The organism is Acidobacteriota bacterium (assembly GCA_028874215.1).
GTDB lineage: Bacteria > Acidobacteriota > UBA6911 > RPQK01 > JAJDTT01 > JAJDTT01.
Genome location: JAPPLF010000080.1, coordinates 146,114 through 167,769, shown reverse-complemented (window position 1 = coordinate 167,769; position 21,656 = coordinate 146,114). Strand labels below are relative to the sequence as shown.

Annotated in this window: 19 protein-coding genes; 7 read left to right on the top strand and 12 right to left on the bottom strand. The window is 61.4% G+C overall.

The features are described from left to right. Positions 1-118 precede the first annotated feature (118 nt). Positions 119-994 carry a carbon-nitrogen hydrolase family protein gene (locus OXT71_16160; GenBank protein ID MDE2927931.1) on the bottom strand — a complete coding sequence of 292 codons (876 nt, stop codon included), beginning with the start codon at positions 992-994 and terminating at the stop codon, positions 119-121. Next, positions 991-2,577: a hypothetical protein gene (locus OXT71_16155; protein MDE2927930.1), complete on the bottom strand. Its 1,587-nt coding sequence runs from the start codon at positions 2,575-2,577 to the stop codon at positions 991-993. The genes OXT71_16160 and OXT71_16155 overlap by 4 nt, the downstream gene beginning before the upstream one ends. A 183-nt stretch (positions 2,578-2,760) precedes the next feature. Between OXT71_16155 and OXT71_16150 the strand changes: the two genes are divergently transcribed. The 3 genes from OXT71_16150 (at position 2,761) to OXT71_16140 (ending at position 7,333) form a co-directional block, all read left to right on the top strand. Then, positions 2,761-5,286: a CehA/McbA family metallohydrolase gene (locus tag OXT71_16150; GenBank protein ID MDE2927929.1), complete on the top strand. Its 2,526-nt coding sequence runs from the start codon at positions 2,761-2,763 to the stop codon at positions 5,284-5,286. Positions 5,287-5,474: 188 nt separating this feature from the next. Further along, positions 5,475-6,395: an HNH endonuclease gene (locus tag OXT71_16145; protein MDE2927928.1), complete on the top strand. Its 921-nt coding sequence runs from the start codon at positions 5,475-5,477 to the stop codon at positions 6,393-6,395. Between the two features lie 11 nt (positions 6,396-6,406). Next, complete coding sequence (locus OXT71_16140; GenBank protein MDE2927927.1) at positions 6,407-7,333, top strand: HNH endonuclease; 927 nt, start codon at positions 6,407-6,409, stop codon at positions 7,331-7,333. 547 nt (positions 7,334-7,880) lie between these two features. Here the strand turns inward: OXT71_16140 and OXT71_16135 are convergent. From OXT71_16135 to OXT71_16120, 4 genes are all read right to left on the bottom strand, one after another. After that, on the bottom strand, positions 7,881-8,276 hold the full coding sequence (locus tag OXT71_16135; protein MDE2927926.1) for a hypothetical protein: 396 nt from the start codon (positions 8,274-8,276) through the stop codon (positions 7,881-7,883). Next, positions 8,254-8,496, bottom strand: coding sequence for an AbrB/MazE/SpoVT family DNA-binding domain-containing protein (locus OXT71_16130; protein MDE2927925.1), 243 nt, complete (start codon positions 8,494-8,496; stop codon positions 8,254-8,256). Before OXT71_16130 ends, OXT71_16135 begins: the two co-directional genes overlap by 23 nt. A gap of 90 nt (positions 8,497-8,586) precedes the next feature. Beyond that, positions 8,587-10,068 carry a DUF1501 domain-containing protein gene (locus tag OXT71_16125; GenBank protein ID MDE2927924.1) on the bottom strand — a complete coding sequence of 494 codons (1,482 nt, stop codon included), beginning with the start codon at positions 10,066-10,068 and terminating at the stop codon, positions 8,587-8,589. 11 nt (positions 10,069-10,079) lie between these two features. Next, the gene (locus tag OXT71_16120) at positions 10,080-13,016 is read right to left on the bottom strand and encodes a DUF1553 domain-containing protein (GenBank protein MDE2927923.1); all 2,937 of its coding nucleotides are present in this window, start codon (positions 13,014-13,016) and stop codon (positions 10,080-10,082) included. Between the two features lie 211 nt (positions 13,017-13,227). On the opposite strand from OXT71_16120, the gene OXT71_16115 reads away from it, so the two are divergent. Next, a complete protein-coding gene (locus OXT71_16115) occupies positions 13,228-13,578 on the top strand; it encodes a hypothetical protein (protein MDE2927922.1) in 351 nt (116 codons plus the stop codon). Positions 13,579-13,599: 21 nt separating this feature from the next. On the opposite strand, the gene OXT71_16110 is transcribed toward OXT71_16115, so the two are convergent. Both OXT71_16110 and OXT71_16105 read right to left on the bottom strand, forming a co-directional pair. Beyond that, a complete protein-coding gene (locus OXT71_16110) occupies positions 13,600-14,109 on the bottom strand; it encodes an RES domain-containing protein (protein MDE2927921.1) in 510 nt (169 codons plus the stop codon). Positions 14,110-14,124: 15 nt separating this feature from the next. Then, a complete protein-coding gene (locus OXT71_16105) occupies positions 14,125-14,475 on the bottom strand; it encodes an MbcA/ParS/Xre antitoxin family protein (GenBank protein ID MDE2927920.1) in 351 nt (116 codons plus the stop codon). A gap of 274 nt (positions 14,476-14,749) precedes the next feature. On the opposite strand from OXT71_16105, the gene OXT71_16100 reads away from it, so the two are divergent. Beyond that, positions 14,750-14,953 carry a type II toxin-antitoxin system VapB family antitoxin gene (locus OXT71_16100; protein ID MDE2927919.1) on the top strand — a complete coding sequence of 68 codons (204 nt, stop codon included), beginning with the start codon at positions 14,750-14,752 and terminating at the stop codon, positions 14,951-14,953. Then, on the top strand, positions 14,950-15,336 hold the full coding sequence (locus OXT71_16095) for a PIN domain nuclease (protein MDE2927918.1): 387 nt from the start codon (positions 14,950-14,952) through the stop codon (positions 15,334-15,336). Before OXT71_16100 ends, OXT71_16095 begins: the two co-directional genes overlap by 4 nt. A gap of 75 nt (positions 15,337-15,411) precedes the next feature. Here the strand turns inward: OXT71_16095 and OXT71_16090 are convergent, their stop codons facing one another. The 4 genes from OXT71_16090 to OXT71_16075 form a co-directional block, all read right to left on the bottom strand. Next, positions 15,412-16,482 (bottom strand): C45 family autoproteolytic acyltransferase/hydrolase, encoded by a 1,071-nt coding sequence (locus OXT71_16090; protein ID MDE2927917.1) that lies wholly within the window; start codon positions 16,480-16,482, stop codon positions 15,412-15,414. Further along, entirely contained in the window at positions 16,482-17,708 is a 1,227-nt protein-coding gene (locus OXT71_16085; protein ID MDE2927916.1) for an amidohydrolase family protein, read from the bottom strand. Before OXT71_16085 ends, OXT71_16090 begins: the two co-directional genes overlap by 1 nt. A 14-nt stretch (positions 17,709-17,722) precedes the next feature. Continuing rightward, the gene (locus tag OXT71_16080) at positions 17,723-18,736 is read right to left on the bottom strand and encodes a 3-keto-5-aminohexanoate cleavage protein (protein MDE2927915.1); all 1,014 of its coding nucleotides are present in this window, start codon (positions 18,734-18,736) and stop codon (positions 17,723-17,725) included. Between the two features lie 172 nt (positions 18,737-18,908). Beyond that, positions 18,909-19,691: an NYN domain-containing protein gene (locus OXT71_16075; protein MDE2927914.1), complete on the bottom strand. Its 783-nt coding sequence runs from the start codon at positions 19,689-19,691 to the stop codon at positions 18,909-18,911. A 462-nt stretch (positions 19,692-20,153) separates the two neighbouring features. On the opposite strand from OXT71_16075, the gene OXT71_16070 reads away from it, so the two are divergent. Further along, a complete protein-coding gene (locus tag OXT71_16070) occupies positions 20,154-21,644 on the top strand; it encodes a sodium/solute symporter (protein MDE2927913.1) in 1,491 nt (496 codons plus the stop codon). Positions 21,645-21,656 lie beyond the last annotated feature (12 nt).

The following is a 21,656-nucleotide window of genomic DNA, read 5'->3' as shown; positions in this document are numbered from 1 at the left end:
GAAGCGCGAGGAAAGTCTGACTCCAAAAATCCGCTGAGAAAACCTGGGTGCTGAATCCAACGGGAGTTCGAGTGAGACGCCCGCGTTTCCGTTGTCTGTCACAAACCAACGGAACCGGTCATAGGCAGGTCCGGTCTTTGGACCGGAGATCGTCCACCGGCGTGCCGCTGTGGAACACGCCACGCATCGCCCGGGACCGCCATTCCTTCGACGCGTCGTAAAAGGGCGCTTCGGTATCGATGGTCGATATCAGGACTCCCGCACGGTGCAGCGGCAGCCTCCCGGCGATCAGACCGTCCGGCTGCACAACGAAGCTCGAGCCGCTGCTGTGGCGGCGCGTCGTATTGTTGACACTGATCCACATGTAGTTGCTGGCGGCGTAAGTCTGCATGGTAGCGAGCACCAGCACCTTCCAGACGTCGTGATATTTCCGCTTGTGCTCCAGCGTCATTCCGCCGTTGTGGTAGGAGTGGAACATCAGCTGAACCTCCCGCCGCTTGTACTCCCGGTAAAGCTCCGGATAGCGGAAGTCATGGCAGATCTGGATGCCGCAACGGACACTGTTGACTTCAAAGACCACGAACCGGTTGCCCGGACTGTAGTGGCTCAGGTCATCCTGGACCTGGGTCCTGGAACCGGTGCAGAACCGCTTGTCGTAACGGTCCACGACCCTCCCCTGGGGATCGATGAGGTAGAGGCTGTTGTGCGGAAGATGACCGCCGCTCAGGCGATGGTTCGACCCCAGGATCACCCACAGACCCAATTCCCGGGCCAGTTCGGTCACTTCCCGAGCTGAACGCTGGAGCAGGTCCCAGTCGTAACCCTCAAGAGAAGGCAGGTCGACACCGGCATAGCCGCCGAGGCAGCACTCGGAAAAATGGGCCAGGTCGGCTCCCTTGTCGCGGGCCGCCTTCATCTGTCTTTTCACATAGCCCAGGTTGCTCCGGATGTCGCTGGTCACGGGAAATTGGCAAGTCGCAATTCTGATTTTCATGAATAGTTGAGGTGGACCTCCACCTTCTCCAGTTTGACCACCTCGCCTGCCCCTTCAGTCGAAAGGGCCAACTCGGTGGTGTTGAGGCCGACCCTGCAGGTGCTGGGATCGAGTTCGTATTCGATCCTGAGCAGCCTCTGGTCCGGGTCGACGCGTTGCCTTGCCGCCCTCCCCGAATTGGGTTGGGGACGGGGCGAGAAAATCTGGACATCCTTCCACTCGGCATCCCTGAGGACCGGAGTCAGGGCGCCGCCGTTGAAACGGGCCCGGACCATCGTCTCCGGTCCGGCGCCGAAAAGCACGATCCGGAGCTTGAGGGAGTCGACGCGATCAGACGCGGCCGCCACGGCCTCTTCGATCCTGAGATCCAGACGAACCGGTTTCCCTCCCTCCTTCAGGCGGAACGGCAAGCGGGCATCGGCGTTCCGGCTGAAGAAACCTTCCGCCCAGGGAAAGGCCCCGCGCCGGTCCAGGGCGAAGATCTTGTCCCGAAGGCGCATGCTCTCCAGGCTTCCCAGCTCCCGATACCCCTGGCCGTGGGAGCCGGGACCCGGACGGATGCCCATACGCACGCAAGTTTTCCGCGTCGCGTTGCTCCAGTTCCAGGTGACCACGCTGTCGGCGCCCTGGCGCCACCAGTTGCTGTACACGCCGCGCAGGAACTCGATGGGCTGCCACTGGTAGGCGTCCGAAGCGTGGTGGTCGTCCCAGCAGGGCTGGACCTTGATGTCCCGGCCCTTTGCGATGGCCAGGAAGGAGGCCACGTCCACCTCCTGGGAGCGGGTGCCGATGGTGAAGATGTCCACCAGGCGGCCCCGAGCCCACGATTCCAGGTCGAAGCCGTCCACCTTGGCGCCTTCGACGCTCTTGGGCACTCTCACCGCCAGGAGGAAGGGACGGCCGCGTTTTTTCGCGACACCCAGGAGCATGAGCCGGACCCGGCGGATGAAATCCGTGACCCGCCCCCGCAGCTCCCATTGCCGCCCGGGGGGCAGGATGGGCGTGTGCCGGGCAAAGTCGATCTGAAGGCCGTCGAAGTCGTAATTCTCCGCCAGATAGCGCAAATTCCTGAGCTTGAAGTCCTGCAGTCCCGGGGCCGCCAGATTCCACATGCCGTGGGGCCACCAGGTAGGAATCACCCAGTCGGGGTTCTCGGACTTCAGCCGGAAGGTCTTGCCGTCCAACTCCACCTCGCTGATCCGGTGGTTGAAGAAGGCTTCCAGCCCCCGGCTGTGGGTACCGTCCACCAGCGCCTTCAGAGGGTCGGTCCCTGCGGCGGCCAAGGCATCGTAACGCGCCTGGACGTCCGCCGGAAATCCCTGGTTGGGATAGACGGCCAGGGCGGCCATGTCCCACCAGATGGCGTCGATCTGGGTCTCCAGCTCGTCCAGATAGGAGAACCGGTAGCGGAGCCAGGAGGCGAAATCGCCCCCAAAAGGAGTCGCTCCGTGGCCGTCGCCGTAGGCGTCCTGCATCATGACGATCCGGCGCTTGCGGTGAACCGCCTTGACATGCTCGCGGGACAGTGTCAGCGGAGACTCGGCGAGAACCGGGATTCCGGGCGCCAGGAGATACCCAGCCATGGCCCTTTTCAGGAAACTCCGGCGCTTTATCGGGGAATCAGGACGAAATACGGACATATTTGAAACCGGCACAGGCTACCACATCCGGGGCGGCCATACCCCAATCGTCACAACTGCAATATTCTCAACTGTTTGACGTTCTCCATACTTGATTCTGACGCCAAACGCCGGATAATTGGCGTCATGTCTACAAACTCCTCGATACTTTCGCGTCTTCCCCGAATCCCGCTGCTCTTCGTTGCCGGCATGGCCGTGTGGTTGGCAGCCATTCTCGTCGCCCAGAAAGGAGGAGCCGAAGCCGTCGAGATCGGACGGCACAATACGGATCTTCTGCCGGCCGGCAAGGAAGCGGACGGCATCATCGGCGACTTCGTGCTTCGGAACGATCGCATCCACGCCCTCATTGGGGGAAACCTGCCCGAACGCCGGGCCAACATGATGCATGACCGGTACAAAATTATTCCGGGGACTCTGTTCGACCTGGATCTGGCCGGCGCCGGCAACGACCAGATCACCTCGTTCCGGCCCGGACACCTTTCCGGTCCCGTCAGCTACGTCCGGATCGTGAGTGACGGCAGCAGCGGCCGGGCCGAGATCGAAACCGTCCGCACGGCGGCCAGCGGGGACGGACTCTACCAGCGCCACGTCTACCGGTTGGCGCCGGAGTGGCAGCATGTCGAGATCCTTTCGACGTTTCACAATCAGTCCGGCGAGGCCCGGAAGATTCAGCCGCAACCGGTCTGGAAATCACCACCGGCATACGAGCGCCTCGCTCAGTTCTCAACAACGTGGGAAGCCGGCGCGATTCGAGTCGCCGACAGCATCGATCCGTTCGACAAACGATCCTACGCCTGGGCGCCTCTGGAGAGGGAGGGGCTGTCCAGCTTGGATGCAGAGGTCGAGTTGGGGCCTGGGGAAAAGAAAAAGTTCGGGATTGCACTGGCGGTGGCGGACAGCCCCCTGGCCGCCTACGGTCAGGTTGCGTCCGTCCTGAGCCCGACCGGGACTGTGACGGGGAGCGCCGTGGACCAGAGTGGGAACCCGGCCATTCGATCCTCTCTGCTGTTCAACGTCGGTGGAACCGATCTCCCCCTCTATCCCAATGCGGAAGGACGGTTTTCATTCCCGCTTCCTCCAGGGAATCATTCGATCCGTTTCACCGACCTGGGACGGCCCGATCAGGAATTGAACCTCCAGGTATCGGCAGGAAAGACCGCCAATCTAGACCTGTCCCCGCCGGTGGCCTCGGCTATAAGCTTCCGGGTCCGGGACTCCCGGGGCAATCCGTCCCCGGCCAAGGTCCAGTTTCTGGGTGTCGACGGGACCGAAACGCCCAACTTCGGCACGGACTATCGGGCCCATGGCTGCGATCACCAGTACCACTCCCACGACGGAGCTTTCACTCAGCAGGTTCCTGCGGGCGACTACCTGATCCGGATCACGCGGGGGCCCGAGTTCAACCTGGTGGAACGCCGGGTTGCCGTCCCCGCGGGAGAGACCGTGGCGGTGGAAGCTACTCTTGAACGTTCCGTGGACACCACCGGCTGGATCAGCACCGACTACCACGCCCACTCCTCTCCCAGCGGCGACAACCACTGCAACACCTACGACCGGATCATCAACTTCGCCGCCGAGCAACTGGAGTTCATCCCGGCCACGGAACACAACCGCATCTACGACTGGCAGCCCTACATCGACGAGTTGGGCCTGTCCGATCTGCTGCGAACCGTTCCCGGTATCGAGCTCACGGGGCAGGGTCAGCACTTCAACTCCTTCCCCCTCAAGTACTCGCCGCTGACCCAGGACGGCGGTGCTCCGGTCTGGCAGTATGACCCCCGCCTCAACGCCATCGTCCTGCGCAATATATTCGGCGGCGGACCCGACCGCTGGGTCCAGGCCAATCACCCGACCGTGGGTTACGTCTTCAACGACCGGGACCGGGACGGCCGGGGCGATGGAGGATTCGTCGGTTTCGAAGAACTCATCGACGCGGCCGAGATCTGGAGCGCCGAGATCCTGAACCCGAACCCCACATATCCGGTGCGGAACCGGCGCGGGATCGCCCAACGGGAGAACCGGACCTTCGGCTGGCTCCAGATGCTGAACCAGGGACGCCACATGTGGTGCGTCGCCGTGAGCGACGCCCACCGGGTCTTCGGCGGAAACGGCGTGGGAAATTGGAGGACCTACGTGCCCAGTTCGACCGACGATCCAGGGAAGATCGATACGGCGGAGGTCATCGCCAACTCCAAGGCGGGACGCATGATGATCACCAACGGGCCCTTCCTGCACGTCGAGACCGGGGATGGGCTGCCCATCGGGTCCAGCGTGATCTCAGAGGGGTCGGTGGTCCTGAAGGTCCGAGTACAGACGCCCAACTGGCTGGACGTCGACCGGGTCCAGGTTCTGGTCAACAGCCGCCAGGACCCACGGTACAACTACACGCGTAATACTCATCCCGGCATGTTCCGGAATGGAGTCGTGAACTTCGACGAAGAGATCCAGGTGGAACTGGAGCGGGACACCCACCTGATCGTGGTGGCCACCGGCGAGAACTCCAATCTGGAGAAAGGCTGGGGCCGGAGCCCCGAGTCAAAGATGCACCCGGTGGCGTTCACGAATCCAATTTACGTGGATACTGACGGACACGGATTCCAGGCCAATGGGGATACTTTGGATCATCCGATGTTGGTTGCCGCCAGCCGGTGAGTGTTTTTATCCACGTTTCCGAATCCCGGACAATTAACATCTCAGCCTAAAATGAGGCAAAAATTACCATAACCCGAAACTGGATATTACGAACATACACTTGCGTCCATATCCGTTAATTTACTAAATTGTTAGAAAGTTATGCTGGATTTGCTCGTGTGCAACTTATGGGACAGAGATAGACTCTAATGGGCATCAAACTCGTTGTCGCTGTTACAGACGACGATTGGTTCGAGATGCTCCGCCGAAAACCTGATCTTCCGGAAGTCAATTTCTGGTCCCCCTCACCCAAGAATTTTCGAGCCCTCCAACAAGGCGAGTTCTTCCTCTTCAAGTTACATGCCCCCAGAAACGTAATTGTCGGCGGTGGGATTTTCGCGTACGCCAGCACACTCCCATGCTCACTTGCTTGGGAAGCATTTGGGGAAGCTAACGGGGCGCGTTCCGCGCGGCAAATGCGGTTTCGCATTGCCAAGTATCGAAGAACGGTGACCGATGGTCACAGTGACTTTGACATCGGTTGCCGTATTCTGACCCAACCCTTCTTTTTCGACGAATCCGATTGGATTCCGGCGCCGAAGAGCTGGTCCCCCAACATCGTAGCCCTAAAAACCTACAACACTGCCGATATTGAGGGCCTCCAGCTTTGGAACGACATCAATGAACGGCTGAACAAACTAACGCCAAGTGGAATCGCGGAGCCAGGCTCACGATACGGCAACCCCCAGATTATTCAGCCGCGGCTCGGCCAAGGGGCATTTCGCGTGGTCGTGACCGAAATTTATGCGCGCCGATGTGCAGTTACACGGGAACGGACTTTGCCCGCGTTGGATGCCGCCCATATTCGACCCTATCGCGACGGCGGCAAGCACGAGCCACCCAACGGACTGCTGCTTCGCAGTGACATTCACCGGCTATTCGACAGGGGTTACGTTACGGTCTCTCCTGATCTCCACTTCGAAGTCAGCCGTCGCATTCGGGAAGAGTTCGAGAACGGCAGGGACTACTACGCACTTCATGGAAAAAGGATTGCAGTCCCACAGAAACCGGAGCTACGCCCCGCCTCCCGGGCCTTGGCATGGCACAACGACCACTGTTTCAGAGGTTGAGCGGGATTAATATGGCCCAAAGTGACCGTGACACCGCGATTCGCATAGCGGCCTTCGAACATGTTCGAAGACTGCAAGAGGTCCACGGTCAACTGACCGCTAAAGAGTTGAAGCCCGGTCTGGTTTTCGAGAACAAACGGATTCCATTGGTCAATCCGCAACGGGGAATTTTCAAGCCCAGGCAGATGCGGTTCTTGCTTTCAATCAGGACCGTTTTTCCGAAGCCTGGCGGCCGGGTCTGGTACGACGATCAACGGCAGGTTCACCGCCAGATCTACGAAGGAGACGAGACCATCGACTACGCTTTCATGGGACGGAATCCTGAGGCTGCGGACAATCGCTGGCTACGGGAAGCATTCGAGAACCGGATACCCGTAATCTATTTTCTCGGAATAGCTCCCGGCCGCTATCAGGCCATCGTGCCGGCATTTATCTCCGGTTGGGACCCCGATGCATTGAACGCCAGCGTTTCATTCGGAATCCCCGAACAAGAATCATTGGAACCACCGGAAACTACTCTGGAACGACGGTATGCTCTGCGGACTGTCAAACACCGCCTGCACCAAGTATCGTTTCGGGAAGCCGTTATCAGTGCCTATAACGACAGATGCGCATTTTCGGGGTTGTCCGAACCCCTGCTATTGGACGCCGCGCATATCATCTCGGACAAGGACGAGCACCTGGGACAGCCCGTGATTCCGAACGGCATCCCGCTATCTAAAATCCATCATGCCGCCTTTGATGCACATCTGATCGGCATCGACCCGGATTACCAACTGCATGTCTCTGACCGACTGCTCGACCTGAAGGACGGCCCGGTCCTGGAAGCCTTAAAGGGACTTAATGGCGGAACCATTAACCTGCCGAGACGGATCCAGGATCGACCGGATAGAGACCGCCTCGCCCAGCGGTTCGAACGGTTCCAAGCCGTGGCTTGAGATGCACGTATCCCAAATCTGGCCCTCGATATAGAGCGCGCGAGAATGTGACTGTCCCCGTTTCTTCCGTCGTTTCCAGCATCGCCGTCGAATAGTTCTCCGACGCATAGATGACTTCCGCGCCTGCCTCATGCCATCTTCCGGCCGTACGCTTGGCGCCATCCGTGCTCCACACCGAGAACTGTCCCGAAGGGTCGCCGATCCGGTACGCCCGCATCGTTTCCGGCAGCACTCACGGATGCATCAGAGAGCAAATCCGGCCTCGGCGCGACGGATGAGTTTCAATACTACTGCCGCACCGGCCGAACTGGATCGCGTCATGTCGAAAGGCGTCTCACCATCCAGGAGAGGGTGTGGCCGGTTCAGAAATCCAACGATAGCCTCCCGGTCCCCATGGAATGCGCGGTCCAGGGCGTCCACCACGGGTCCGACATCATAGACCCGCTCACTATGATCTGATGGAACCATGGGACAAGATTCGGCTGCGGATACGTCTCAGCGGGTTCACTCTTGCAGGTTCCTGTCGTCCGGGAGGCACGGCTCCCATCTACAGTAGACGGACCTGGTCCAGCCCTGTCATCTTACGGTCCAAGCTAAGGACCTCTAGACCGGCTCGAGCGTAATCATCTGCGATCAACCGATCGAACAGGCCAGGACCACCCGACGCCTCGAGCGCTGCCACGACGGATCGACCGTTCTCGGGGGCGACCAGTCCACTACTCAGTACATCAAGCATCGCCGCGCGGGCCTCGGCCTTGGACACCCCGTAGTGGTGTTGCACGGCAATATACGCCTCCCCGATGACCTGATTCGATGCGAAGATTTCACAGCCTTGTTTGAGCATACGGCGCAGCCGGCTCACGCAATACTCAAAGTCCGATTCCGGATGTCCGGTAAGGAGACGGACCAGGATCGAGGTATCAATCCCGAAACGCCGGGTCATACGCCTGATTCCTGAAGCTCTCGATATCGAACGGCGGATGTCCCGACGGGATCCTGTTGCGTAATGTCCCCAGGCGAGAATAGTCGACGCGTCTCGGGCGTATCGTGAAACCGTCAGGCCCTTCGTTCAGTTCAAGCTGGTCACCCGGACCCACGCCCATGACCTCCAGCACCCGCTTTGGAAAAGTAACTTGTCGCTTCGAAGTGATCTTGACGACCATAGCACCGATCTCCTTACTAGAACTGTAAAACAGTAAGGAGACAGGTTCAAGCCACTCCGCCGAGTGCGGAAGCAGTCGCTGCAGGCGACTCTACGCCAGGATCTCCTTCACCACCCGGGCCGGGAATTCGTCGGTGAGGCGCTCGCTGCGGCCCTCGCGGACCATGACCAGTTGGCGGTGGTCCAAGCCGAGCTGGTGCAGGATGGTGGCGTGCAGGTCGTGGACGCTGACCCGGTTCTCCACTGCCCGGAATCCGATCTCGTCGGTGGCGCCGTGGACGGTGCCGCCCTTGACTCCTCCGCCGGCCAGCCAGACGGAGAATCCGGCAGGACCATGGTCGCGTCCCGCCAGGTTCCCCTGCCGGCTCTGGGAGAGGGGCAGCCGTCCAAATTCCCCGCCCCAGACCAGAAGCGTCGAGTCGAGCAGGCCCCGCTGCTTCAGGTCCTTCAGCAGGGCGGCCACCGGTTGGTCGGTCTTGCCGCAGGCGTACGCGAGCATCTGCTCCAGGTTCTGGTGGGTATCCCAGATCTGGCCCTCGATATAGAGCTGGACCAGCCGGACCCCCCGTTCCACCAGGCGCCGCGCCATCAGGCAGCGCCGCCCGTAGGAGTCGGTCTCTTCTTGGCCGATGCCGTACATCTCCCGCGTCTTGGCGCTCTCCTGGGAAAGGTCCAGGGCGTCGCTGGCCGCCAACTGCATCCGGGCCGCCAACTCGTAGTTGGTGATTCGCGCTTGTAGTTCCGTCTCACCCGGGCGCTGGTCCCGATGGCGCCGGTCCAGGCGACCCTGCAGTGTTCGGGCCAGGTCCCTCACCGGATCGGGGTATTCCTTCTTCGCCTTCAGGTTCAGGATCGGCGTCCCCTTGGCGCGCACCCTCGTTCCCTGGTACACCGGCGGAAGCCACCCCGAGTGCCAGTTCTGGATGTGGTTGATGGGCAATCCCTTGGGATCGTCCAGAACCACGTAGGCCGGCAGGTTCTGGTTCTCGCTGCCCAGCCCGTACACGACCCAGGACCCCAGGCTGGGACGGTTGGAGAAGGGCCGCCCGCTGTGCATCAGGAAGATGGACGGTTCATGGTTGAAGTGGGTGGTGAACATGGAGCGGATCACGGCGATGTCGTCCACCTGCTCGGCCAGGTGCGGCATCATGTTGGACATTTGGAGACCGGATTGGCCGCGCCGCTTGAACTTGAAGGGCGAGGGCATGAATCCGCCCGCTTCGTTGATGAATTCGATGGTGCTGGCCAGATCCCGTCCCGGTGGTTTGCCCGCGTAACGCTCCAAGGCGGGTTTGGGATCGAACAGGTCCACCTGGCTGGGCCCGCCGTTCATGAAGAACTGAATCACGGAGGTCGCCTTGGGCTCGAAGTGGGGCTGGCGCGGCCGCAAATCGTAGATCCGATTCCGGCCTCCGTCCGGCGCCGGTGTGGCGGACACCAGGTCCCGGCCCAACAGCCATGCCAGGGCAGCGCCATGCAGTCCGTCTCCGACCCGGGAGAAGAAAGTTCTCCGCGGCAGCTCTGCGCTCGACAGGTTCGGAGTCCCATCTCTCATTCCGGTCACGTTGTCCATCTTCAGGCTCCTCAATCGATGTAGAGGAATTCTGCGGTGTTGAACAGGGTATGGCAGAAGGCGCCCAGCGCCAGCCATTGCGCCCTGCCCTGCCGAGGCTCGGGGGAACGGTCCTGGTCCAGATCCCGTTTCCATTCCTCAGTCATGTCCGCCAACGTCGACTTGCTCCAATTCAGTTCCTCCGGGGACGGCGGACGGCCCAGGGCGGCCAGGTAGACTCTCTTCACCTGCGCCTCCGGGTCACGGCCGACAGTGTCGATCACTCTTCCCGCCATGAAACGGGAACTGGCCCGGACCGTCTGACTGTTCATCAACTGCAGGGCTTGGGACGAGACGGTGGAACGGTTCCGCACCAGGCAGTTGGGCCGCAACTGGGGCGCGTCGAAGGTGTCCAGCATGGTGACCGGGGTCGAGCGCCGTTGCATCAGGTAGATGCTTCTCCGGTATCCCTGCTTCGACTCCTTGGCCACCACTTCTCCGTCCGCTTTCTCCTCAATGGAATCGGGGGGGCCGAACGGTGTCGTGTCCAGCCGCCCGGACACCTTCAGGATGGAGTCGCGGACGGCGTCGGCATCCAGCCGGCGCATGGGAAAGTAGGAGAGCAGACGGTTGTCGGGGTCGCCGTCGATCCCGGGATTCCGGCGGGAACTCTGACGGTAGGCGGTGGAGGTCAGGATCATCCGGTGCAGCGCCTTCATGCTCCAACCGCTCCGGACGAATTCCGTGGCCAGCCAGTCGAGGAGCTCGGGGTGCGATGGAGGGGCGCCGGTGCGGCCGAAGTTCCCCACCGTCTTCACCAGACCGGAGCCGAAGTAGTACTGCCAGATGCGATTGACCAGAACCCTGGCGGTGAGGGGGTGCCGGGATTGCGTGAGCCATTTGGCCAGGGCCAATCGACGGCCGGTCGTGTCAGTCGTCCACTTCGGCTTTTCCAGCCGGTAGGGCTCGAGACCCACGCCCAGGACGGAGGGGATACCCGGTGCTACCGGCTCCAGGGGGTTCTGGTACTGTCCCCGGCCCAGGACGTGTACTGCTGTGGGCCGGCCACCCATGTCGAACAGGGCCCGGAGCCTGGGATTCCCCTTGAGCCGTTTCTTGACCTCCTGGACGGCATCCCTCTTCTCCTTGGCCACCTTCTGGAAGGATGGGAAGCGCTTCTCCAATTCCTCGGGGAGGATTTGCAACTGGTCCCGAAAGCGTTCGACAAGGTACTCCTGTACTGGAGTCCGTTCCGGAACCGGTGTCTTCTCCGCCGCGATCACCTCTTCCCGAACCAAATCCGGGATTGCGGCTCTCTTTTCCTTCAAGAGCTTCTGGCGCAGGACGTTCGCCTTCTCCTCGAAGGCCTGCTCGATTTCCTCGATCTCACGCTGAACGGGAGCGTTGGCCTCGTCGGCTTCCCGGACCTCCTCCACAGGCGCTCCCTGCAGTACGCGCATGTTGCTGTCGTTCCAATCCGCCTCCGGGCCGACGGGAGTCTCGCTGGGAGAGAGCCAATCGTAGGGATCGAAAGCGGAGCGCAGGATGGCGCTGAATCGATAGTAGTCGCGCTGTGGAATGGGATCGTATTTGTGATCGTGACAGCGCGCGCAGGCCATGGTGATCCCCATCACCGAGGAACTGAGGATCTCCACCTGGCTGGCCACAACCTCCAGACGTTCAGGGACGAAGGCCTGGGAGACGCTGTAGGTCCCGTCCGGACCCATGCGCATGAATCCCGTCGCCACCAGCAGGTCGCGCTGCTCGGGGCTCAGCTCTTTCGCCGCCTTGTAGTCGAACAACTCGTCGCCGGCGATCTGCTCCTGCAGGAAGCGGTCGTAGGGCTTGTCGGCGTTGAGGGAGCGAATGACATAATCGCGGTAGCGCCAGGCATTGGGACGAATCGCGTCGGCCGACACCTGCCCCTCCGAGTCGGAATAGCCGGCGGCGTCCAGCCAGCGGCGGCCCCAATGTTCGCCGTATCCGGGAGAGTCCAGGAGTTCGTCCACCAGCTTCTCGTAGGCTTCCGGCGTGCCCTCATAGGCCTGGACGGCTTCGGACGTCGGCGGCAATCCCGTCACGTCGAAGTAGGCCCGCCGCAGCAGGGTCAGGGGCGGAGCATCGGCCGACAGGGTGTGTCCCTCTGCTTCCAGCTTTTCCAAAAGGAAAGCGTCGACGGGGGTGCGAACCCGACCCTGGTGTTGAACCTTCGGGACCGGCGGCCGAACCGGCGTGCGAAACGACCAGAATTCGCGGTCCGAGTCGCTGACGAGGGCGTCCGACGAAGCGACGACCGGCTCCGGCTTCCGCTCATCGTAGGGCGCCCCGGCGGCGATCCAGGCCCGAAGGCGTTCCAGCTCCGACGAGGTCACGGCGCGCACCGAGAGCCTGGCCTGATCCTTCAGCGGGGGCATGTCGGAGTTCTCGATCCGTTGAATGAGCAGGCTTTCATCCGGTTTTCCAGGGACGATGGCGGATCCCGAGGCGCCTCCCTTGAGCAGACTCGCCCGGGTCTGCAGGTCGAGGCCCCCCTCCTGGTTGCGGCGGCCGTGGCAGAGGAGACACTTGACGTTGAGGATGGTGGTCACGGTCTCGGGCCCGGCGACCACGTTTGAAGCCGCTACAGCAACAGCCTCGGCCTCCGCTTCCGCGCGGCGGGCACCGTCTTCGATCCAGCGACGGACCAGGTTAATCTGGTCGTCACTCAGCCTGGCGGCTCCCATCGGCATCGCTCCAGAGTGGAGCTTCTCCAGCAGCAAGCTCTCCAACGGTGAACCGGGAACCAGCGCGGGACCGGTTTTCCCGCCCTCCAGAGTGGTCTCATGGGTCGTCAGGTCCAGTTCGCCCTGCGGTTGCGACGCCCCATGGCAGGACAGGCAGTGAGCTTCGAAGAGGGGAAAAATGTGGGTCTCGAAATCGGGCGCAGACTCTTCCTGAATGGCCAGAAGGTTTGAAATGCTGACCGCCAAGACCAACGCCGGCAGACTAAAGACTCCGCTAGATCGTCGCCTAGGCCTATAACTGCCGGCCTCGCCGCAACGCGACGAGTTCCCTACCTGTAACCAACTCATTCTGATCGTGTTCCGAACCCCTTGAGGAGGGAGTATAACAGCTTTCCGACCCCCTTTTACCTTGTGTACCGGGGCCGGTTCAGATCATCGACTGAGGAATAACTTCCGGATGTCAGATTCAGAAGCCACCATCAGTTCTGAAACCATGACGCGTCTGTGGCGTATATTGGGTGCTACCGGGAACACCATGGCACGAATCGATTTTGTCGTGACGGAGTTGGACAAGGCTCGCTATCAACGTCAAGCGCAACGGGAGAAGAAGTCCCTAAGCGCTTGGCTAAGAGAAGCCGCAGAGCAGAAGCTCGTAGCGGCAACGGGTTCAGCACCATTCACGCTTGCGGACCTGCGACGGTTCAATGCCGAGTGCGAAAGCCGTGAAAAGGGGTATCAAGAGCCCGATTGGCCAGAACACAAACGGATGATCGCGAAGTCCACGGTCCCCCGTCTCAATGGACCATGACCTTTCCCGACTCCAAGCTCTTCATCGGGAGCTGGTCGAAAGACGACTTTCATCGTCGATCAGATCGACACGGCACGGCCGTTGGGAGCCCCATTTCCAAACCACAAGATTGATATCCCCGGGCCCGGCTGCCACGGCAAAGCTCCTGACCAGCATCCCAACATAGCCATCTGAAACCAGGCGATCAGCCAGAGCCTGTGAGGCTGGCACCGAGCCGTCGAGCATTTGAGCCGCCCACGAGCGGCAATCAAGTTCGTGATCGTCTACCTGAAGTGCGGCCCTTACGGCCCCATCCCGTGAATCGAATACCGGCTCCAAATCGACGTCGTAGGCACAAAGCGTCAGAGGCTGCATGCGCCGGCCCAACGGTTGCGCCTCCCGTATGGCCGTCAGGGGGGAAAGAGACGTATAGAGCGCGGGAACGCCGCGCCGGTTAAACCGTCCGCCGTGGCGGCGCGCGCCTTCGCCGGAGAGAGGTTTCCAGGCCCATTCGGGGTTGTGCGCCCGGTAAACCACTCCCCGGAACCGCATCACGACGGGATCGAATCAGGCATAACCACCTGCCATGATCCGGTCCAGATAGGCATGGACATGGTCGGCCTTGCCTTCCCGCAGCAACAGATCCGGCGTGGCGCCACCGAAGCCCGGCAACGGTTCGGCCCTGAACCAGGCATAAGCGGCGAGAGCCGAACCGGTCTCCACCTCGACCCGATTCAGAATCTCCAGCATCTGACGCAAACGAACCTGCGTTTTTCGGGCGCGGATCCGCGATCTACGGGAAAACGCGTCCTTTCCGAGGCCCAAGGTTCCCGCGATTTCGGTCTTGGTCGTGCGGAGTTCGGCCGCGATGAGATTCGGAGAAAACACCTGTTCTTCCACGAAATTCTGGAATAACATTCAAGCACCTCGTTATTTGTCACGTATTTTAACGTGATTCCGCGTGTAGTTCCAGCAATCGGCGGACATCGACCAAGAATCTAACGGGCCAATCGTGGGAGTTCGCCGCACACCACATATTGACCGGAACTACCGGTAGGAATTCATTGAGGCGGGTCCATCGCACTCCGGGACCTGACGCAGGTTCAGGTCCAAAATCGTCGAGCAAGGCGTCTGGATCCGATTGATCAAGGACGTCCATCGACGGCATGGACTAATTGTGTATTATAGGTGTATGACACGCACAAACGTAGACATCGACGACGTGTCGTGTGCAGAAGTCATGCGCCGTTACCACTTGAGGACAAAGCGTGAGGCCATCAATTTTGCGCTCCGATCCCTTGCTGCGGAACCCCTGAGCGTGGAGGAGGCCCGGCGTCTTCGTGGATCTGGTTGGGAAGGCGACCTCGATGAGATGCGCGCCGGACGCTCGCAATGACACTTGTCGATACCTCTGCCTGGATCGAGTACCTGCGCGACACGGGCTCGGCGACCTGCAATCGTGTCGACGCATTACTCGAGGAAGAGATAGCCATCTGTGATGCCATCCGCATGGAAGTACTTGCCGGCGCCCGCAACGAAAGACACCTGAACGATCTCCGTCGCCTGTTGGCGCGGGCAACCGTCTTGCCGACTGAACCAACTCACTACGATGATGCGGCCACGCTGTACCGGATCTGTCGCCTGAAAGGAGAGACCGTGCGCCGGTTGATTGATTGCTTGATTGGGGCGATCGCAATTCGGGCCGGTGTGCCCGTTCTCAATAATGATTCCGATTTCGGCGTACTGGCGCGGCACACGGGCCTGAAAATCGCCGTGTAAAATGAAGGTAGAAACATTCGCGAGATCTACCTCACGTCTTCCTCAGCTTCTGACTATCCGGGTCACAGTCCGGTCTCAGTCCAGACCGATCTTCAGGTAGGAACTCAACGACGCCGGGCCGTCGCTGACCCAGAGTTGGCGCTGGTTCAGGTCCATGGCGATGGCACAGAGGGTCTGGAGCCAACTGGCGGTGTGGGCCTTGTCCGGGTCGGCATGCTGGCTGATGGAGTTTCCTCCGTCGCTCCGATCGGCCAGCCAATTCTGCACTGTCAAGGGTTCCACTGGTCCCTGCGCGGTGGTGAGTCTTTCCCAGCGTAGACCCCGAACCCGGCTGTTCTCGAAGTGATTGGGTTCCAGGACGTGCCGGCAGTGATTCGTGTGCCAGTAGACCTCGTCCCGTCCCAGATCGTGGCGGCAGATCCCTCCTGCCGTGGCCTCGAAATCCGCTGCCCTGCCCTGATCGTCGGCCACCAGGACGTTCACCGTCGCCAGCGGCGCATTCTCCTCCAGCACCTCGCACGCCGCGTCGAACCCAGTCTGAGCCAGGATCGTTCTTCCCAGCACGGTGAAGAGCTGCCGGCCCGTGGCCGCCTTCTCGCGGCAACGCAGGCCGGCCGAAACGACGCCGAGGCCGTCCTGGTTGAAGCCGTACTTCCCCGGCTGACCGCACTCGGTCACCATGACGTGATCCGGCTGGTCGTCGCACCGAGAGATCAGGACGGCGCGGAAGTCCATGACCTCGGGCCGCCAGTCCCAGCTCTGCCCCAGTAGCGTGTGACCGTCTTGCGAGCGCTCCGGTCCTACGAAGAGATTGGAGCAGTCCCCCAGGGCCACCTGTTCGAAGGTGATCTCGTAACGCCCCGTCAGGGCCAGGATGTCCTCCAGCCGTTGGCCGGACCCTTCGGCTATGCCTTCGTATTCCTCCATCAGGAGCGGATTGAGTTGCGCCGTCGGTTCGACGAACGCCGAGGCGCGCCGGGCCATGCCCTCGGCAGTCAATCCCAGGTGTTCCTTGAAGAAGTGACGATAGAAGTCCACCGCCGCCTGGATCGGATCTCTCAACTGCCGGCCGTGCTGAAGCCCCCGCTGCCGGCTGTCTCCTGTGAGCTCGACGACGTGGAGCGTGGAGCTGCCGGATCCGGCCATCAGGCCGGGTCCCCGCCGTTTTGCTCGTGGACGAGGATCCCCGACTTGTAGACCTTGAGAGGTCGCCTCAGCACCTCCAGGTCCTCCAGGGGATTGCTATCCAGCAACGTCAGGTCGGCGCGATGACCGGGTTGGATCCGGCCCACTCGAGAGAGCCCGAGGTAGGCGGCGCCCATGTCGGTGACCGTGCGGAGGGCCTCATGCCGGGTGAGGCCGGCCTCGGTGTAGCTCTCCAGCTCATCCACCAAGCTGTCGAACGGAGTGTTGGTGGCGCCGCAGTCGGTTCCCCCGATGATCTTCATGCCCAGGCGGTGGAAATGCCCCGTGTTGACCAACCGCCCCTCCAGACGCTCGACGGCGGCCACGTCGCCGGGGTTGTGGGCCGCCCCCGCCGCGCGGAATTGCCGCGCCGTCTGAAGCGCCGAGTAGACCGTCGGACTGACGATGATGCCGGCGTCCCGGATCTGGTGCGTCAACTCCTCGTCGTACCGGTACCGCCCCGGCGCCTCCACATAGCTGACGTGCTCGATCATGTCCAACCCGACCTCGATTCCCCGTTGGATGCTGTCGGTGGCATGGCAATGCGCCGTGATGTGGACGCCGTTGGCGTGGGCCTCCCGGACGGCAGCCTTCATGATCTCCAAAGGCAGGTCCGCCTCGTGGGGAACCGTTCCCGGAGTGAGACCGCCGCCGGAGGCCATGAGCTTCACGAATCCGGCCCCGTGGCTCAGATTCCACTCGATTCTCTTACTCAATTCCCGGACCGTGGCCACCTCGCCGCCCAGGAAATGACAGTGCCCCTTGGGGCGCATGAGCGCGTACCCGCACCTGATGATGTGGGGGCCCGGAACTTCGCCCGCATCCACCTGGCGCTGGAACCGGACCATGAGGTGTCCCGGTGCGGCGCAATCGCGCATGGTGGTGATGCCGGCCTCGATGGCCAACCGCGCGTTCTTCTCCGCCGTGACCATCCGCTCCTCATCATCGCTCCGGAGGTACGATCCTCTGGGATCGGGCCCCGCATCCAAAAAGAAGTGGACGTGGCAGTCGATGAGACCGGGACACAGATACCGGTTATCGGCCTCCATCGTGGCCCCGCTCCACGCTGGAAACCGGCCCACGGCCTCGATGCGATCCCCCCGAACCAGGACCGACCGCTCCACTTCGATAGACCCGCCGGAGACGTCGACGATCCGTGCGTTCCGGATCAGAAAAGAGTCGGACATGAAACCCACCTCCCTCAGGTTGCCGAAGGGTATTGGCTGGGCGGTCCCAGTCCCAACATTTGCCGGGCTTCCTGAATCGTGGCCACCCGGCGTCCCAGGTCGCGGGCGATTCGGGCCACGCGCCGGACCAGTTGGGCGTTGCCGCGCGCCGGTTCACCCCGCTGATAGTCGATGCAGTCCTCCATGCCGGTTCGCACGTGGCCTCCCAGCAGGATGGCCAGCGTATTGACCTGGACCGCCTCCAGTCCCAGGGCGCAGGTCTGGAAGACGCAACCCGGAGGAAGGTTCCGCACCATGGAGAGGATGTTGTCGGGACTCGTCGGGATTCCGCTCTGCTGCCCGAAGACCAGTTGGACGAAGTAGGGCTCGTCCAACGCGTCGCGGGTGATCAGATACTCCAGGAGATCCAGGTGACCCGGATGGTAAAGGAACACCTGAGGCTTGATTCCCCGCTCCCGGAGCGCGTGCGCCGCCCGTTCAGTGTGATCGAAGGTGGTCGCCAGGACCACGCTGGGAGAATCTCCTCCGCCCCGAAAGGTCATGGGACCCGGATTGAGGGCCATGATCTCGGGACGGGCCTCCAACGGAAGCGATTCGTAACGGAAGACCGTCCCCCCCAACTCGTCGTCCGTGGACTCGATGGGTGCGACCGCCTGCGTGTTGTCGATGATGATGTCCGGGTCCTGGGCCCGGATCCGGGCGTTGATCTCCAGGTACCGCTCGGCCCGGTCGGTCTCCCGGGTGGGATCTTCGGGGTCGCGTCCGTGGATGTGAATGATCTGGGCCCCGGCAGCGGCCACTTGCGGCGCGGTTTCGGCCTGTTCTCCCGCGGTGACGGGCACGCCCGGATTCTCTGCCTTCTGATGGCCGCCGGTGGTGGCGCAGGAGATGATCAAGGGGGGCATGCCGGTGGCCAGTCGCCTCCGGTACTGGACCGCGTTCAGATAGTCCCAAGTCAGGTCGGAATCGACGGAACGTCCGGGAGATGCGGATACCAGAGGGGTTCGAGAATCCAGGGGACCGATCAATCCATTCCCTCCTTCCCCGCTTCGGCGGCCGGTTTGCGAGTCAATCACAGGCCCGGTAACGGGTCAAGATAGGATCGGTGCGGATCCGAATCGGATCCGGATCCGGCGGAAGCGGTGGCTGGGCAACCATTCCGAGGTGCCCGCAGGGACTCGCCACCCATAAATCACCACCTCACCAGTCTGCCGGTTTTGAGATCATCGTTCCTGGAATAGGATTGGCAAACTGCAAGGCTTTCAACATCGTTCGGCGGATGTGCCGCACATGGCTCGCAACATTCGCCAATTTGGGGGCGATCTGCCAACGCCCTGGACAAATCACAAATACAGGTTTCTTTCGCTCGATGGCCACCATACGGATAGGTGTCACCAGATCCGTATCGTTCGAGATGACGGCCGCCACTTCGAACAATCCTTTCCAGGCATCGTTTAAGAGATGGGCCGCGAGATTCACATCCGAACCTTTCTCCTCCATCGTATGGATCTCGGCGATCACTGCATCTGACAACAATCTGTATCTCTTCCTCCGTTTTTTCTTGTTGATGCCATGCATCGGATAGTTGCCCACAGGCAAAATCTGTCCTCCCACCAAGTGATGACCCGCCGGTATCGTAATCGGGTTTGGTGTGTGAATTCGTCTGTCGGCGACGGGCAAATTGATGAGCGGGCGCCAGGTCGTTTTGGCCAGAAAGCTACCAAAATGGACCTTCACTTCGGGCAGGGTGTTGAGTGCTCTCAGGTAGATTTGCTGACGCGCTGGAGCTTGAGGGTTCGATTTTCCTGATACCCGGGCGGTGAAGTAATTGAGTCTGTCGACGGTGCAACCCGCAGGGAGTAGACGGCAGGCAAGCGCGACAGGATTGAGCCACTTGAACGGCGTACCCTTGAGCGCTCCGTAGTACAGATTGAAGCCGTCGACGTAGACTCTGGTTCTCACAAATACAGCCAGAAAAAGCAAGGGCCGCTCCGAAGAGCAGCCCCTGAGCCGACAGCACGCTGGCGGCGAGTACTTCCAATCAATTTATCGCCGACTCGATGCAGTTTCAAACCAGACTCTTTCCTGGGGCTGTTCTTTCCGGTGACATCTCAAGGAAACGGCAACCCAGAAGGCTGTTTTGATCGAATACCTGGCGCTCCCAATCGAGAGATCTCAGACTGGTCCGTTGACGGGAGATTCCAGTCGAGGCCGAGACAATTGCGGATTCCAACTACCCACCGGGTCCAACATCGGTCATTTGCGCCGGCAGCCTGACTCGCTCGTGACGCGGCATTTGTCCCTTCTTGACAGTCTTTGTGAGGCTCTTTATTGTCGGCTCCGTCCAGCCCGCGCGGATGGCGGGTTCGCTTACTTTTTGCCTGCAGGTCCGAGGCCGCGAGGTCTTGTGCCGACTGGACTGAGAACCGCAGGCTCGAGGTCCGATTGCAGGGATTTACAGCTCTCGACAACGCCGTCCTCATCTTCTACATCGTCCTCGTCGTGGGGATGGGGTCCTTCTTCTTCCGGGGACAGCACAACACCGAAGACTACTTCCTGGCCGGCCGGCGTATGCCCTGGGTGGCGGTGGGGGTTTCCATCTTCGCGACCCTGTTCTCCGCCATCAGCCTGCTGGGCAGCCCCGGCTGGGTCTACGAGAACGATCTGACCCTGGGACTGACCCTGGTGACCATTCCCATCGTCACCCCCATCGTCATCTGGGTTTTCCTGCCCTTCTACCACCGGCTCCGGGTCTTCACCGCCTATGAGTACCTGGAACGCCGATTCGATCCCTCGGTCCGGCTCGCATCCTGCCTGCTCTTCCTCTTCCTGAGGGGAACCTACCTGGCCGTCGTCATCTACGCACCCTCTCTGGTCCTCTCCACCGTGACCGGAATGGAGCTACGCTGGACCATATTGCTTATCGGCGGTCTGGCGACGCTCTACACCCTCCTGGGCGGGATGAAGGCGGTCATCTGGACCGACGTGGTTCAGGCGGCTGTCCTGTTCGGTGGACTCATTCTCGTGACGGCCGTCCTGATCCTCCGGGTCGACGGCGGCCTGGGAGAAATCGTTGCGGTGGCCTCCCAGGGAGGCCCCTTCCACGTCGAGCTCAGTTGGAACAGTTGGGCGGAAGTGACACTCGTGGCGGTACTGATCAACGGTTTCTTCATTCATCTGTCCATGTACGGAGCGGATCAGATCACGCTGCAGCGGTACCTGACCACGCCGACGCTCCGGGCGGGCCGCAATTCCATGATCCTGAACGCATTCATGGTCGTCCCCGCCGCCCTGCTGCTCCTCTTCGTCGGGGGCGCCCTCTACGTCTTCTACCAGCAGTTTCCGGCCCGCTTGGCCGAGGGACTGAAGGGTGACGCCGTCCTGCCCCATTTCGTCGTCCACGAACTCCCGGCAGGGATCTCGGGAGTCTTCATCGCGGCCATGTTCGCAGCCGCCATGTCCACCATCGACTCCGCCATCAACTCCCTCTCCACCTCCACGATGAAGGATCTCTACCAGCGCTATTTTCGGGCCGAGGCCGACGAGAGGACTAATCTGCACGTGTCCCGCCTCTTCACCGTCTTCTGGGGCGGTGTGGCCACCGTATGCGCCCTATTTGTCGACTCATTTTTCTCCGGCATTCTGAACGCCTCCAAAACCCTGGCCGGATTCTTCACCGGGAGCCTGCTGGGCATCTTCCTGCTGGGCATGCTCTCGACCCGGACGACGGCCCCCGGAGTCGTGATCGGCGCCGTTTGCGGGGTTGCCGCCGTGGTGGCGGCCGCCCAGTGGACCTCCATGAGCTTCCTCTGGTACGCCCCGCTGGGCAGTGTCGTCACTTTGGTTACGGGTTACCTGCTGAGCCTCGCGACGACTCGAATTCCCCCCGGGAGACTGCAAGGCTTGACCATTCAGACCCAGCACAAGGAGGGGTGACTGCACGCGGCG